The sequence below is a fragment of the Streptomyces sp. NPDC057445 genome (genome assembly GCF_042802855.1).
Lineage (GTDB): Bacteria > Actinomycetota > Actinomycetes > Streptomycetales > Streptomycetaceae > Streptomyces.
The window spans coordinates 237,674-251,087 of record NZ_JBHVDH010000003.1 but is presented as its reverse complement, the minus strand read 5'-3'; the positions used below and the strand labels follow the sequence as shown (position 1 = coordinate 251,087).

Annotated in this window: 10 protein-coding genes and 1 pseudogene; 6 read left to right on the top strand and 5 right to left on the bottom strand. The window is 70.1% G+C overall.

Going from position 1 to position 13,414, the window contains the following annotated elements; all coding sequences use genetic code 11:
• Positions 1 to 43 precede the first annotated feature (43 nt).
• Positions 44 to 2,449 carry an ATP-binding cassette domain-containing protein gene (locus ACFU5O_RS09055; protein ID WP_384238233.1) on the top strand — a complete coding sequence of 802 codons (2,406 nt, stop codon included), beginning with the start codon at positions 44 to 46 and terminating at the stop codon, positions 2,447 to 2,449.
• A 66-nt stretch (positions 2,450 to 2,515) separates the two neighbouring features.
• Here the strand turns inward: ACFU5O_RS09055 and ACFU5O_RS09050 are convergent, their stop codons facing one another.
• Positions 2,516 to 3,085 (bottom strand): LuxR C-terminal-related transcriptional regulator, encoded by a 570-nt coding sequence (locus ACFU5O_RS09050; RefSeq protein ID WP_384238927.1) that lies wholly within the window; start codon positions 3,083 to 3,085, stop codon positions 2,516 to 2,518.
• A gap of 285 nt (positions 3,086 to 3,370) precedes the next feature.
• On the opposite strand from ACFU5O_RS09050, the gene ACFU5O_RS09045 reads away from it, so the two are divergent.
• Positions 3,371 to 5,407 carry a thioredoxin domain-containing protein gene (locus ACFU5O_RS09045; protein WP_384238231.1) on the top strand — a complete coding sequence of 679 codons (2,037 nt, stop codon included), beginning with the start codon at positions 3,371 to 3,373 and terminating at the stop codon, positions 5,405 to 5,407.
• Between the two features lie 127 nt (positions 5,408 to 5,534).
• Here ACFU5O_RS09045 and ACFU5O_RS09040 read toward each other — a convergent pair whose 3' ends face one another.
• Complete coding sequence (locus ACFU5O_RS09040; protein WP_384238230.1) at positions 5,535 to 6,158, bottom strand: TetR/AcrR family transcriptional regulator; 624 nt, start codon at positions 6,156 to 6,158, stop codon at positions 5,535 to 5,537.
• A 261-nt stretch (positions 6,159 to 6,419) separates the two neighbouring features.
• The gene (locus ACFU5O_RS09035; protein ID WP_384238228.1) at positions 6,420 to 7,097 is read right to left on the bottom strand and encodes a hemolysin III family protein; all 678 of its coding nucleotides are present in this window, start codon (positions 7,095 to 7,097) and stop codon (positions 6,420 to 6,422) included.
• A gap of 208 nt (positions 7,098 to 7,305) precedes the next feature.
• On the opposite strand from ACFU5O_RS09035, the gene ACFU5O_RS09030 reads away from it, so the two are divergent.
• A complete protein-coding gene (locus tag ACFU5O_RS09030) occupies positions 7,306 to 9,162 on the top strand; it encodes a phosphoenolpyruvate carboxykinase (GTP) (protein WP_384238226.1) in 1,857 nt (618 codons plus the stop codon).
• A 206-nt stretch (positions 9,163 to 9,368) separates the two neighbouring features.
• Here ACFU5O_RS09030 and ACFU5O_RS09025 read toward each other — a convergent pair whose 3' ends face one another.
• On the bottom strand, positions 9,369 to 10,154 hold the full coding sequence (locus ACFU5O_RS09025) for a hypothetical protein (protein ID WP_384238225.1): 786 nt from the start codon (positions 10,152 to 10,154) through the stop codon (positions 9,369 to 9,371).
• A 386-nt stretch (positions 10,155 to 10,540) separates the two neighbouring features.
• Here ACFU5O_RS09025 and ACFU5O_RS09020 point away from each other — a divergent pair.
• Positions 10,541 to 10,665 (top strand): annotated as a pseudogene (locus tag ACFU5O_RS09020) (IS5/IS1182 family transposase); the annotation flags it as partial.
• 255 nt (positions 10,666 to 10,920) lie between these two features.
• Here the strand turns inward: ACFU5O_RS09020 and ACFU5O_RS09015 are convergent.
• Complete coding sequence (locus tag ACFU5O_RS09015) at positions 10,921 to 11,745, bottom strand: hypothetical protein (RefSeq protein ID WP_384238223.1); 825 nt, start codon at positions 11,743 to 11,745, stop codon at positions 10,921 to 10,923.
• Between the two features lie 270 nt (positions 11,746 to 12,015).
• On the opposite strand from ACFU5O_RS09015, the gene ACFU5O_RS09010 reads away from it, so the two are divergent.
• Together ACFU5O_RS09010 and ACFU5O_RS09005 are read left to right on the top strand one after the other, a co-directional pair.
• Positions 12,016 to 13,128, top strand: coding sequence for a glycosyltransferase (locus tag ACFU5O_RS09010; RefSeq protein ID WP_384238221.1), 1,113 nt, complete (start codon positions 12,016 to 12,018; stop codon positions 13,126 to 13,128).
• Between the two features lie 19 nt (positions 13,129 to 13,147).
• Positions 13,148 to 13,345 (top strand): transposase, encoded by a 198-nt coding sequence (locus ACFU5O_RS09005; RefSeq protein WP_384238220.1) that lies wholly within the window; start codon positions 13,148 to 13,150, stop codon positions 13,343 to 13,345.
• Positions 13,346 to 13,414 lie beyond the last annotated feature (69 nt).

Below are 13,414 nucleotides of genomic sequence, written 5' to 3'. Positions count from 1 at the left end.
CCGCGGGCCCGCCGGGAGCCACCCGCGAGGTGCGCTGCGCAGGGTGCTGTCCAGGGCGGGGCCGTTTCTCGCGCGGCGGCGCCGTGTGCTGCTGGGCCTGGCCGGCTGGTCGCTGCTGGAGTCCGTACAGACCTTCCTGGGCGGATACGGCGTGGCCCAGGCGCTGGACCGCGGCTTCCTCGCCGGGCGGCCCGGGGTGGGCCTGGCCTGGCTGGCGGTGGCGGCGGTGGCGATCGTCGCGGGCGGAACGGCCACCGACCGGGTCTTCCGCCGGCTGGCCGACCTCGTGGAGCCGCTGCGGGACGGGCTGGTGCGCCGGGTCGTCACCGCCGCCCTGAGGACCGCGGTGGCCGGTACCGGCACGCATGCCGACCGCACGGCCCTCTCCCGTCTGACGCATCAGACGGAGTCGGCGCGGGACGGCTTCGCCGGACTGGTCCTGGTCACGCGGTCGTTCGTCTTCACCTCCGCCGGGGTGCTGCTGGGCCTGGCGGCCCTCGCTCCCGCGCTGCTGCTGGTCGTGCTGCCGCCGCTGTTTCTCGGGCTGCTGCTGTTTCTCGCCGCGCTCCCGCCCATGGCCGCCCGGCAGCGGGAGTTCCTCCGTACCGACGAGGACCTCGCCCAGCGGCTCGGCTCGCTGGTCCCCGGTCTTCGTGACGTCGTCGCATGCGGCGCGGGCGAGCGGACGGCCGAGGCGGCCGGGGAGCTGATCGACGCCCAGACCCGCGCCGCCCGGTCGCTGGCCCGCTGGGCTGCCGTACGCACGCTGGCCGTCGGGGTGGCAGGGCAGTCGCCGGTCGTCCTGCTGCTGGCAGCGGCGCCGTGGCTGCTCGGGCAGGGGATCACGGCCGGGGCGCTCCTGGGGGCACTCACCTATCTGACGCAGGCGCTGCTGCCGGCCCTCCACACGCTGATGACGGGCCTGGGCGCCGCGGGCACACGGCTGCTGGTCATCCTCGACCACCTCACCGCCGATCCCGCGGGCCGCGCTGGTTGGGCTGGTCGGGCTGAGGGGGGCCGCGCCGACCGCCTTGACCCGGCCGACCGTGCCAGCCGGGCTGATTTGGCTGTGGGCGCCGACCAGGCTGACCGTACCGACCCCGCTCACCTTGCTGATGGTGCCGGTCGCGCCGAGCGCGCTGACCTGGTTGACGGTGCTGACCTCGGCTGCCGGGCTGACCGGGCTGATTGCGTCGGCCGTGTCGGCCCGGCTGACCGTACCGACCCTGTTCACCTTGCTGATGGTGCCGGTCGCGCCGAGCGCGCTGACCTGGTTGACGGTGCTGACTTCGGCTGCCGGGCTGACCGGGCTGATTGCGTCGGCCGTGTCGGCCCGGCTGACTGTACCGACCCTGTTCACCTTGCTGATGGTGCCGGTCGCGCCGAGCGCGCTGACCTGGTTGACGGTGCTGACTTCGGCTGCCGGGCTGACCGGGCTGATTGCGTCGGCCGTGTCGGCCCGGCTGACCGTACCGACCCCGCTCACCTCGCTGACGGTTCTGGACCTGCCGAGCGCGCTGACCTCGGCTGCCGGGCTGATCGCGTCGGCCACTCCCACCTCGGCCGCGACGCCGGCCGTGCCGACACCGTCGGCACCCGCGAGCCGGCCGCGCTGCTGCCTGCGCAGGCCCGCCCACCGTCGAACGGGACCTCGCCCGCCCCCGCCGGCACGGCGGGTACGGGCGCGGCGGCCCACCGGGAGGAAGCGCCGCCCGGCGGGGCCGTCGGTCCGCGCGTGGAGCTGCGGGCGGTGTCGTTCGCCTACGGGCCGGGGGCGCGGCCCGTCGTGGACGGTCTCGACCTGGTGGTGGAGCCGGGTGGGCATCTGGCTGTGGTCGGCCCCAGCGGTATCGGGAAGTCCACCCTGTTCGGGCTGGTGGCCGGGCTCCTCGTGCCCGACAGCGGGGAGCTGCGCCTCGGTGGTTCGCCCGTACGGCGCCCCGACCGGCATGAGTCCGCGTTCTCGCGGGTGCTCATACCGCAGGAGGCGTACGTGTTCAGCGGGAGTCTGCGGGAGAACCTCCTGTATCTGTCCCCCGGCGGGGCGCCCTCCGCCGCGGTCGACGCCGCGGCGGAGGCGGTCGGACTCGACTCCCTGGTGCGCAGGCTCGGGGGGCCGGACGAGCCGGTCGACCCTGCGGTCCTCTCCCAGGGGGAACGTCAGCTCGTCGCGCTCACGCGTGCGTATCTCTCACCGGCAGGACTCGTCCTCCTCGACGAGGCCACGTGCCATCTGGACCCGGCGGCCGAGGCGCGGGCCGAGCGGGCGTTCATCGAGCGGCCGGGAACGCTGATGGTGATCGCCCACCGGATCAGTTCGGCGCGGCGGGCCGACCGGGTGCTGGTGCTGGACGGTGTGCGTGCCACCTGCGGGCGCCATGAGGACCTGCTCGACCGGTCGGAGATGTACCGGGATCTGGTGGGGCACTGGGGGTCCGGGCGCGCGTGAGCCGCGTGGCGGCCCGGCCGCCGGCGGAACGCCCCCACACGGCTCACGCGCGCCCGGCGCGGCCGGTCAGACCCAGCCCGCGTGCTGCGAGATCCGTATCGCGTCCACCCGGTTGCGGGCTCCGGTCTTGCGGGTGATCGCGGACATGTAGTTGCGGACGGTCCCCAGAGAGAGATGGAGGCTGCGCGCGATCTCGGAGACCGTGGAGCCCTCGGCGGCCAGTCTCAGCACGCTCAGTTCGCGGGGGGTGAGCGGCATCTCGGCGGCCTGGAGGAAGCAGAAGGCGAGCGCTTCGTCGACGAAACGTTCACCCGCGGCGACCCGCCGGATGCCGTCGAGTAATCGCTGCGGGCCCGCGTCCTTGCTGACGTAGCCGAGGACTCCGGCGTCGAAGGCGCGGCGCAGCAGGCCGGGTCTGGAGTCCGTGGTCAGGACGAGCATGGCGGCCCCCTTCCCCGTCACGCGCCGGGCGAGACCAGCCACCGTGCCCAACACCGCAGAGCCGGGGCAGTCGACGTCCACGACGCACACATGGGGGCGCAGCGACTGCGCCCGGCCCGCGGCGGTGCGCCAGGAGGACGCGGTGACCTCGAGGTCGCCTTCCCTCCCGAGCAGCGCCGCCAGCGCCGATCTCATCAGGTGTGCGTCGTGCACCAGCAGTACCCGTATCAACGCGGTCCCCTCCCACCGCCAGTGTCCGGTGATGCGTTCCGCCGAACACATTCCGTCAACTCCTCACAGCCGGTGCCCGCTTGCGACGCAAGTACTCGGTCATGCGGAGGCAAGGGAGCGCAGACGGCTCGTATTGTGCGCCCCGCGTGCGCCAGAGAGCCCTTACGCGCGCACGGTGGCGCGTGGGGAGCATGTGGCTCCGACGGCCGGGTCATCGAGCCGATGGGACTCCTGAGGCAGGATGGACACATGCCGAACCGCCTGGCCCATGAGACGTCCCCGTATCTGCTCCAGCACGCCGACAACCCGGTCGACTGGTGGCCGTGGTCCGCCGAGGCGTTCGAGGAGGCGCGCAGGCGGGGGGTGCCGGTACTGCTCAGCGTCGGCTATTCGAGCTGCCACTGGTGCCATGTGATGGCGCACGAGTCGTTCGAGGACGACGACACCGCCGCGTATCTGAACGAGCACTTCGTGTCCGTGAAGGTCGACCGCGAAGAGCGCCCCGACGTGGACGCCGTCTACATGGAGGCGGTCCAGGCCGCCACCGGGCAGGGCGGCTGGCCCATGACCGTGTTCCTGACCGAGGACGCCGCGCCCTTCTACTTCGGTACGTACTTCCCGCCGGCCGCCCGGCCCGGCATGCCGTCCTTCCGGCAGGTGCTGGAGGGAATCTCGTCGGCCTGGAGCGGGCGGCGCGAAGAGGTCGCGGAGGTTGCCGGGAAGATCGTCAGGGATCTGGCGGAGCGGTCTCTCGCGTACGGGGGGCAGGGCCGGCCGGGCGAGGACGAGCTCGCGCAGGCGCTGCTGGGGCTGACCAGGGAGTACGACCCGGTGCACGGCGGGTTCGGCGGAGCGCCGAAGTTTCCGCCGTCGATGGCCCTCGAGTTCCTGCTGCGGCACTCTGCGCGCACCGGCGCAGAAGGCGCGCTGCAGATGGCCGCGGACACGTGCGAGGCGATGGCCAGGGGCGGGATCTACGACCAGCTCGGGGGAGGGTTCGCGCGGTACTCGGTGGACCGCCGGTGGGTGGTGCCGCACTTCGAGAAGATGCTCTACGACAACGCGCTGCTGTGCCGGGTGTACGCGCACCTGTGGCGCATCACCGGCAGCGATCTGGCCCGCAGGGTCGCGCTGGAGACGGCGGACTTCATGGTGCGGGAGCTGCGGACCCCGGAGGGCGGGTTCGCCTCCGCGCTCGACGCCGACAGCGAGGACAGCAGCGGCAGGCACGTCGAGGGGGCGTACTACGTCTGGACGCCCACGCAGCTGACCGAGGTCCTGGGCGAGGACGACGCAGGGTTTGCCGCCCGCTGCTTCGGCGTGACGGAGGAAGGGACCTTCGAGGAAGGCGCTTCGGTGCTTCAACGTCCCGAGGGGGCGGCGGGCCCGGAGGACGCCGCGCGGCTGGAGAGCGTCAGGGCGCGGCTGCTCGCCGCCCGCGACGAGCGGCCGAGGCCGGGACGGGACGACAAGATCGTCGCCGCGTGGAACGGGCTGGCGATCGCCGCGCTCGCGGAGGTGGGCGGATACTTCGACCGGCCCGATCTGGTCGAGCGGGCGACGGAGGCCGCCGATCTGCTCGTCCGGCTGCACATGGGCACGGACGCCCGGCTGGCCCGCACCTCCAAGGACGGCCGCACCGGCGCCAACGCGGGGGTGCTGGAGGACTACGCCGACGTAGCAGAGGGCTTCCTGGCGCTCGCGGCCGTCACGGGTGAGGGCGCCTGGCTGGAATTCGCCGGCTTCCTCCTGGACATCGTGCTGGACCGGTTCACCGGCCCCGAGGGGCAGTTGTACGACACCGCCCATGACGCCGAGCAGCTGATCCGGCGTCCCCAGGACCCCACCGACAACGCTGCTCCGTCCGGCTGGACGGCCGCTGCGGGAGCCCTGCTCTCGTACGCCGCCCACACCGGCTCCGAGGCCCATCGCACCGCCGCCGAGCAGGCGTTGGGCGTGGTCAAGGCACTGGGGCCGCGTGCGCCCCGGTTCATCGGGTGGGGGCTCGCCGTCGCGGAGGCACTGCTCGACGGGCCGCGCGAGATCGCCGTCGTCGGGCCGCAGGGCGATCCCGGCACACGCGAGCTGCACCGCGCGGCGCTCCTCGGCACCGCCCCCGGTTCGGTCGTCGCCGCCGGTGAGCCGGACAGCGCGGAGTTCCCGTTGCTCGCGGACCGGCCTCTGGTGGACGGGCGGCCGGCGGCTTACGTGTGCCGGCACTTCGTGTGCGCCGCACCCGTCACCGAAGTGGAAGCTCTGAGGCGGGAGTTGACGCCTGTTGAGTAAGTGGTTGCGAGGGAATCCGGTGACCTGACCCAGACGACACCGTATTCATCGAAACGACCACACCGCCGTCACAGAAGATCCGGACCGGGACGGCCGTATCTGCGGGAAGGGGGATCTGAAGAGGTGTTCAGAGGGTCAGTCCGTCCCTGAGGGTGTCGAGGGCGCGGTCCAGGAGCACGACCAGATCGTCACGCTGGTCGTGCTCCGCCCAGTAGATCGTCACCTCGCGCAGGGCGCCCGTCACGGCGGCGGTGAAGACCCGCACCTCCAGGTCGTCCGGCTCCCGGCCGGTGCGCTCGGCCAGGACCCGGGAGAGCAGGAGGGAGGTCTCGGCCATGGTCTCGGTCATCCGGGCCCGCACGGCCGGGACCTCCACCAGCAGTCTGGTCCGCTGGTACATCTCCTCCGGGTCGTTCTCCAGGACGGCCCTGACGGAGTGGGTGATGACGAACCGAAGTGACTCCAGCGGCGGCTCGTCGGCGGGGCGGCCCCGCAGCACCGACTCCATGATCGGGTCGTACTCGTCGGTGAGGACGATGTCTTCCTTGGTGGGGAAGTAGCGGAAGACGGTGGAGGGGGAGACCTCGGCCGCCGCCGCGATCTGCTCGACGGTCGTCGCCTCGTACCCCTGCTCGGCGATCAGCCGGTACGTGGCGCGCCGGATCGCGATACGGGTCCTGAGCTTCTTGCGCTCGCGCAGTCCCATCGGGGGCCGGTGTTCTTCGAGCGGTGTACCTGCGGTGGCGGCCATGGTCGTCATTGTCGGGTATCGGCCGGTGCCTCCACCATGTCCTGGCCCCCGGCCGCCCTGGCCGGGCGCCCACCAGCGACGGTTCACGCCGCCTCAAATTTTGAAGTTGACCGTGAAATGGCAGTTACTCTCAAAAGGTGGGGAGTGTCCATGCATATGCTCCGTCGCCAGGCGGGCGTGAACGCGGAACGGCCCGTGGCTGCTGCCACAGGCCGTTCCGCGAAGGAGCTCGGTGCGCGGACGTCCGTCCCGCGCGTGAGCTCAGGCGTGCCGATAGGCGACGAGTGAGATCCCCACGTAGTGGACGACGAAGGCCGCCAGCGTGAGCGAGTGGAAGACCTCGTGGAATCCGAACCAGCGGGGGGACGGGTTCGGCCGCTTCAGCCCGTAGATCACACCGCCCGCGCTGTAGAGCAGCCCGCCGACGATGACGAGCACGAGCACCGCGATGCCGCCCGTGCGCATGAAGTCGGGCAGGAAGAAGACCGCCGCCCAGCCCATCGCTATGTAGCACGGGGTGTAGAGCCACCGGGGCGCGCCGACCCAGAACACCCGGAACGCGATTCCCGCCACCGCAGCCGCCCAGACCGCCCACAGCAGTACCCGCCCGGTGGAGTCGGGGAGGAGGAGCAGCGTCAGCGGGGTATAGGTACCGGCGATTATGAGAAAAATGTTCGCGTGGTCGAGCCGGCGCAGCACGGCCGTGGCGCGCGGACCCCAATCGCCCCGGTGGTACAGGGCGCTCACACCGAAGAGCAGGCAGGCGGTGAGTACGTAGATGCCGCACGCGATCCGGCCACGCGTCGAATCCGCGAGTGCCGTCAGCACGATTCCCATGATGAGTACGGCGGGAAACATCCCGGCGTGCAGCCACCCTCGCAGCCGTGGCTTCACCGGTGGTGGATCAATCTCGGTCACTTCGGGCCCTGCTGCAGTCATGGCCGCATGCTATCTACGCGTCCGTAGGTTGCGGAGCCGAGTGGCAATGCTCACGTGAGAAGTCCTCTGGACATATGGGCGGACGACACGGATGATCAGATGAGTGCGGTCGGCACCGGATGAGCGCCAAAGAGTTCGATGCAGTGAAGCATCCGGGTCGCAGCCCCCACGGGGCAACAACCTTCAGACCCCTCACTTAGGAGCGATCGTGGCGCGCGACATCGCGGCTCCCAGCAGCGTCCCCACCCAACACCAGGAACTGATCGCCTGGGTCGACGAGATCGCGGCCCTCACGCAGCCGGACAGGGTGGTGTGGTGCGACGGCTCCGAGGCCGAGTACGACCGCCTGTCCGAGGAGCTCGTCGCCAGGGGCACGTTCAAGAAGCTGGACCCGATCAAGCGCCCGAACTCCTACTACGCCGCGTCCGACCCGTCCGACGTGGCGCGTGTCGAGGACCGCACCTTCATCTGCTCCGAGAAGGAGGAGGACGCGGGCCCGACCAACCACTGGAAGGCCCCCGCGGAGATGAAGGCCATCTTTACCGGAGGGGAGAACGGTTCCGCCGGTGAGCAGGGGATCTTCCGCGGCTCGATGAAGGGCCGCACGATGTACGTCGTGCCCTTCTGCATGGGCCCGCTCGGCTCGCCGCTCTCCGCACTCGGCGTCGAGATCACCGACTCCGCGTACGTCGCCGTCTCCATGCGCACCATGACCCGCATGGGCCAGGCCGTTCTCGACGAGCTCGGCGAGGACGGCTTCTTCGTGAAGGCCGTCCACACGCTGGGCGCCCCCCTCGCCGAGGGCGAGGCCGACGTCCCGTGGCCCTGCAACTCGACCAAGTACATCTCGCACTTCCCGGAGACCCGCGAGATCTGGTCGTACGGCTCCGGCTACGGCGGAAATGCGCTGCTCGGCAAGAAGTGCTACGCCCTGCGTATCGCCTCCGTCATGGCCCGCGACGAGGGCTGGCTCGCCGAGCACATGCTCATCCTCAAGCTGACCCCGCCGCAGGGCGAGTCGAAGTACGTCGCAGCCGCCTTCCCGTCCGCCTGCGGCAAGACCAACCTCGCCATGCTGGAACCCACCATCTCCGGCTGGACCGTGGAGACCATCGGCGACGACATCGCCTGGATGCGGTTCGGCGAGGACGGCCGGCTCTACGCGATCAACCCGGAGGCGGGCTTCTTCGGCGTCGCTCCCGGCACCGGTGAGCACACCAACGCCAACGCCATGAAGACGCTGTGGGGCAACGCCGTCTTCACGAACGTCGCGCTCACCGACGACAACGACATCTGGTGGGAGGGCATGACGGAGGAGACCCCGGCCCACCTCACCGACTGGAAGGGCAACGACTGGACCCCCGAGTCCGGCACCCCGGCCGCCCACCCGAACGCCCGCTTCACCGTCCCGGCCGCGCAGTGCCCGATCGCCGCGCCGGAGTGGGAGGACCCGAAGGGCGTGCCGATCTCGGCGATCCTCTTCGGTGGCCGCCGCGCCTCGGCCGTGCCGCTGGTGACCGAGTCCTTCGACTGGCAGCACGGTGTGTTCCTCGGTGCGAACGTGGCGAGCGAGAAGACGGCCGCCGCCGAGGGCAAGGTCGGCGAGCTGCGCCGCGACCCGTTCGCGATGCTGCCGTTCTGCGGCTACAACATGGGCGACTACATGGCCCACTGGATCAAGGTCGGGCAGGCCGCCTCGGCAAGGGGGGACCAGTCCAAGCTGCCGAAGATCTACTACGTCAACTGGTTCCGCAAGAACGACGCGGGCAAGTTCGTCTGGCCGGGCTTCGGCGAGAACAGCCGCGTGCTGAAGTGGATCGTGGAGCGCCTGGAGGGCAAGGCCGAGGGCGTCGAGACCCCGATCGGCATCCTGCCGACGAAGGAGTCCCTGGACACCGACGGCCTGGAGCTGGCAGAGGACGACCTGGACTTCCTGCTCAAGGTCGACGCCGACGTCTGGCGCGAGGAGGCCGCCCTGGTCCCCGAGCACCTCAACACCTTCGGTGACCACACCCCGAAGGAACTGTGGGACGAGTACCGCTCGCTGGTCGCCCGCCTGGGCTGACACCCACGCTCGGCATCCGGCCGGGGCCCGCTCCGTACAACGGCGTACCGAGCGGGCCCCGGCCTTTTCGCTGCCCGGCTCCGGGCGGCAGCCGGCAGACGCACGTGTGCCGTGCCCGGACGGATCCGGGCACGGCACACATCAGGTCGTCAAGGCTTCCGACCGGGTCAACCCCTGCGGAAACCCTGCCCCGTCCTCAGGTGCGGCTAGGGGGCGGGCGGGAAGAACCCGTCGGCCACGAAGGGATCGCAGGCGAAGTCGTCCGGATCGATCGCCGGGGTGCACTCTGCGACGAAGCCCTGACCCGTCGTGGTCAGCGCCTTGACCCAGACGCGGTCGTTCGGGAAGACGTTGGGGAGGGGTTCGAGGTCCACGCCGAGCAGGCGTCGCTCCTCATAGGCGATGGCGAGGGTGCAGGTGTTCGCCGGTGCATTCGCGATCGGGGTGGCTTCGCCGATGTCGGGGTCGCCCGGCGTCGACTGCTTGGCGTACACCGTCCCGTTGTAGAGAAGGGCTTCATACTGGTTGTTGACGAAGATCCCCGCGATGTCCCCGTCGAGCGGCGCGGTCAAGCCGCGGTGGGTGACAGCGTCCCACTCGATGCACGGACCCGTGGCGCCGGTGGAACCCGTGGCTCCGGTGGAACCCGTGGCTCCGGTGGCCCCCGTGGCTCCGGTGGCTCCGGTGGCGCCGGTGGCGCCGGTGGCGCCGGTCGCACCCGTGGCTCCGGTGGCGCCGGTCGCACCCGTGGCGCCGGTGGCGCCGGTGGCGCCCCTCGGACCGGTCGCGCCGGTCTTGCCCTTGCACTTGTCCCTGTCCCCGCCGCTCGCGAAGAACCCGGCGAGGTCGTCGTAGGAGGCGAGATCGGCGTAGTCGTAGTAGCACCTGTCGCTCGCCGACAGGAACACGTCGTCCACCGACTGGTGGCTGGGGGCGGCCGCCAGAGCGGGGTTGGCGAGGCCCAGCATCACGAGGGCAAGCGACGCCGTCACGCCGCTGCTGAGCACCCTTGACCGCTTCGGGCGCGGGCCAAGACCGGATCCGGTCCTGCTCTCAGGACTCATGAAGTGTCCTACTTTCTTGGTGGTTCGAACTGGTTGCGGAGGTCGGTGCGCCGGAGCGAATCACCCGTGGGCCTCCCTCCGGAATCATTCGGTCGCTTTTGCAGTGAGTAGGTAAGGCGCGCGCATTGCTCAACACAACGGCCGAGTGATAAGCGTCCAAATGGACCTGCCCGGATGGATGCAGCACGTCGGCAAGGACGCCGGATGCGACTTGGACGGGATCCTGACGGCAGGTCGGCACGCATCGCGTAGCGGATGCGAAGGACGCACTGTGGCTGAGCGATTGTCGTCGAACAAGACGCATGCCGCGGCCCCGCGGTCCCGTCGAGCGTGGCGTGGCTCGTTGAAGACCTGGCGGATCTTCCGGCATGCCCGCTGCAGCCCCACGTGGCTCACGTCAGCCGCCAAGACAGTCCTCACCCCGGCGTGCCACCGCTGAAAAGCTCACTGCCGAACTCCGCGACGCTGGCGCGCTCATCAACCACAAGCGGATCGCACGGGCTGACACACGCCCTCGGCATCCGGCCCAGGCCCCGGCTCCGTACAACGGCGTACGTGCGGCCCCGGCGATTCCCCCGCGTGCCTTGCGTGTCCAGCGGACGCACGTGTGCCGTGCCCGGAGCATCCCGGGCACGGCATCACGCTGTTTCGTCAGGGCCCCGATCGGTCGGCAGGTTCGACCGCTCAGTAGTCCTTAGTCGTTGACGTACTTGGCGACCTGCGGAACGCCCTTGATGGCCTTGTCGGACAGGAAGTTCAGGACCGTTCCCGGCTGGTCGTCAAGGATGTCCCAGTCATCATCCCAGTCGAAGGGTGCGAGGCCCGCACCGGAGTTGACCCGACCCTCGGTTTCCCAAACGGTGCCCGCGAGAGTGAGCACCTTGACGAAGGCCGTGTTGCCCTGTGCCGTGAAGGACACGGCACAAGGGACCTCGGCCACGATGGCGTCGTAGCCCTCGTTGTCGCTGAGGTTCTCCCACGAGTAGTCCCCGGTCGGCTCGAAGACGATGCCGTCACCGTCCGGGTCGACCAGGCCATCGTGGGGCCGCTGGCCGACCCAGGTTGTCCCGTCGGGCAGGAGCGCGGCGCTGAACTCCTTTGCGCCGCTGGTGGCGTAGGAGTCGATGTCGACGCACCCGCCCGTGCCGGGCGCGCCGGTGGCACCCGTCGCACCCGTCGAACCCGTGGCTCCGGTGGCTCCGGTGGCTCCCGTGGCTCCGGTGGCTCCGGTGGCTCCGGTGGCGCCCCTCGGGCCGGTCGCGCCGGTCTTGCCCTTGCACTTGTCCCTGTCGCCGCCGCTCGCGACGAGGCTGGCGAGGTCGTCGTACGTGTAGTAGCACCTGTCACTCGCTGACAGGATCACGTCGTCGATCGTCCCGTGGGCGGGGGCGGCCGCCAGAGCGGGGTTGGCGAGGCCCAGCATGACGAGGGCCAGCGACGCCACCGCGCCGCCGGTGAGCACCCTGGTCCGCTTCGGGCGCGGGCCAAGACCGGATCCGGTCCTGCTCTCAGGACTCATGAAGTGTCCTACTTTCTTGGTGGTTCGAACTGGTTGCGGAGGTCGGTGCGCCGGAGCGAATCACCCGTGGGCCTCCCTCCGGAATCATTCGGTCGCCTTTGCAATGGGCGGGTGAGGCGCGCGCATCGATCAACACAACGGCCGAGTGCCAGTGCTCGAAGGGACCAATGACCGGCGCGCCACGGCGGAGCCGGACGAACCGGTGCCTAGCCTCGCGCGCACAGACACGCGGGGATTGGGGATGCCGTGAAGCCGTCCATTTGCCTTTGCATGATCGTGAAGAACGAGTCAGGCGTCATCGAGCGCTGCCTCGCCTCGGTCCGTGACCTCATCACCACCTGGGTGATCTCGGACACGGGATCGACGGACGGCACCCAGGACCTGATCCGTCGAACACTCAAGGACATCCCCGGCGAGCTTCATGAGGAGCCGTGGGTGAACTTCGGCCACAACCGGAGCCTGAACATCAGTCATGCTCGCGGTAAGGCCGACTATGTGCTCCTGCTCGACGCCGACCTGGAGATCCGTCAGGACGGCCCCCTCCCGCCCCTGACGGCCACGTCCTACATGCTGCGCCATGAAGGCGACATGGAGTACCGCATCAAGCGGCTGGTCAAGGGCGACATCGCCTGGCGCTATGAGGGCGTAACCCACGAGTACCTGACCACCGACGAACCCGACAGCCAGGAGAACCTCGACGCCCTGGTCATCGTGGACCATGCCGACGGGGGCTCGCGTCACGACAAGTTCGAGCGTGACGCACGCCTGCTGAGCGCCGAGCTCGAACGGGACCCCGAGAACGCCCGCACCGTCTTCTACCTGGCCCAGACCATGCGCGACATGGACCGGAAGGCAGAAGCCATCGCTTTCTACGAGCGCCGCGCGGCGATGGGTGGCTGGCCCGAAGAGGTGTACTACTCACTGCTCCAGGCCGGAGTGCTCAAAGCCGACACCGGCGACTGGCCGGGTGCCATGGAGGCCCTCGTGCAGGCGTGGGAGGCGCGGCCGCACCGCCTCGAAGCCTGCTACGAGCTGGCCTCGCGGCTGCGCGTCATGGGCCGCCACCAGGCCGCGCACGCCTTCGCGCGCGCCGGAATCGGCCGGCGCGTCCCGGACGACCTGCTGTTCGTCAGCCCCTGGGTGTACCACTGGGGGCTGCTGTTCGAGTTCTCGATCACCGCGTACTGGGTGGGGGACTGGGCAGGCTCGCTCCAGGCGTGTGAGCGGCTTCTTCTGATGCCGGGTCTGCCCGACGTCCATCGCAAGCAGACGCTTGCCAACCGCGAGCACGCCCTTCAGCGCCTCTCCTCGGTCCTTCGTCCGCAGTCCACGGCATCGGCCGGGCGCAAACAGACGAAAGCGAAGGCGAAGTCCAAGCGCTAGTAGTGCTTCGTTATGTCGGATGATCTCGCCTTGTGCTGGGCATCTTGCTGTTGCCAGGTCGCGTTCAGTGTCCACGCGGCCACCGGGGGTGCCCGACGAGGTCGGGCATGCGTCAAAGACCCGTCTGGCCCTGGGCATGCTCGACCGGCTTGCCACCTGGTTGCCGCAGGTGCCGGTGATTGTGGCCGATGCGGGCCACGGCCGTAGCGTCTCGTGAGGTACTGGACCGGCACATGCAGCACCTGCGGCCACCCTCTTCACCGCAACAGAAACAGACGCAGACGGG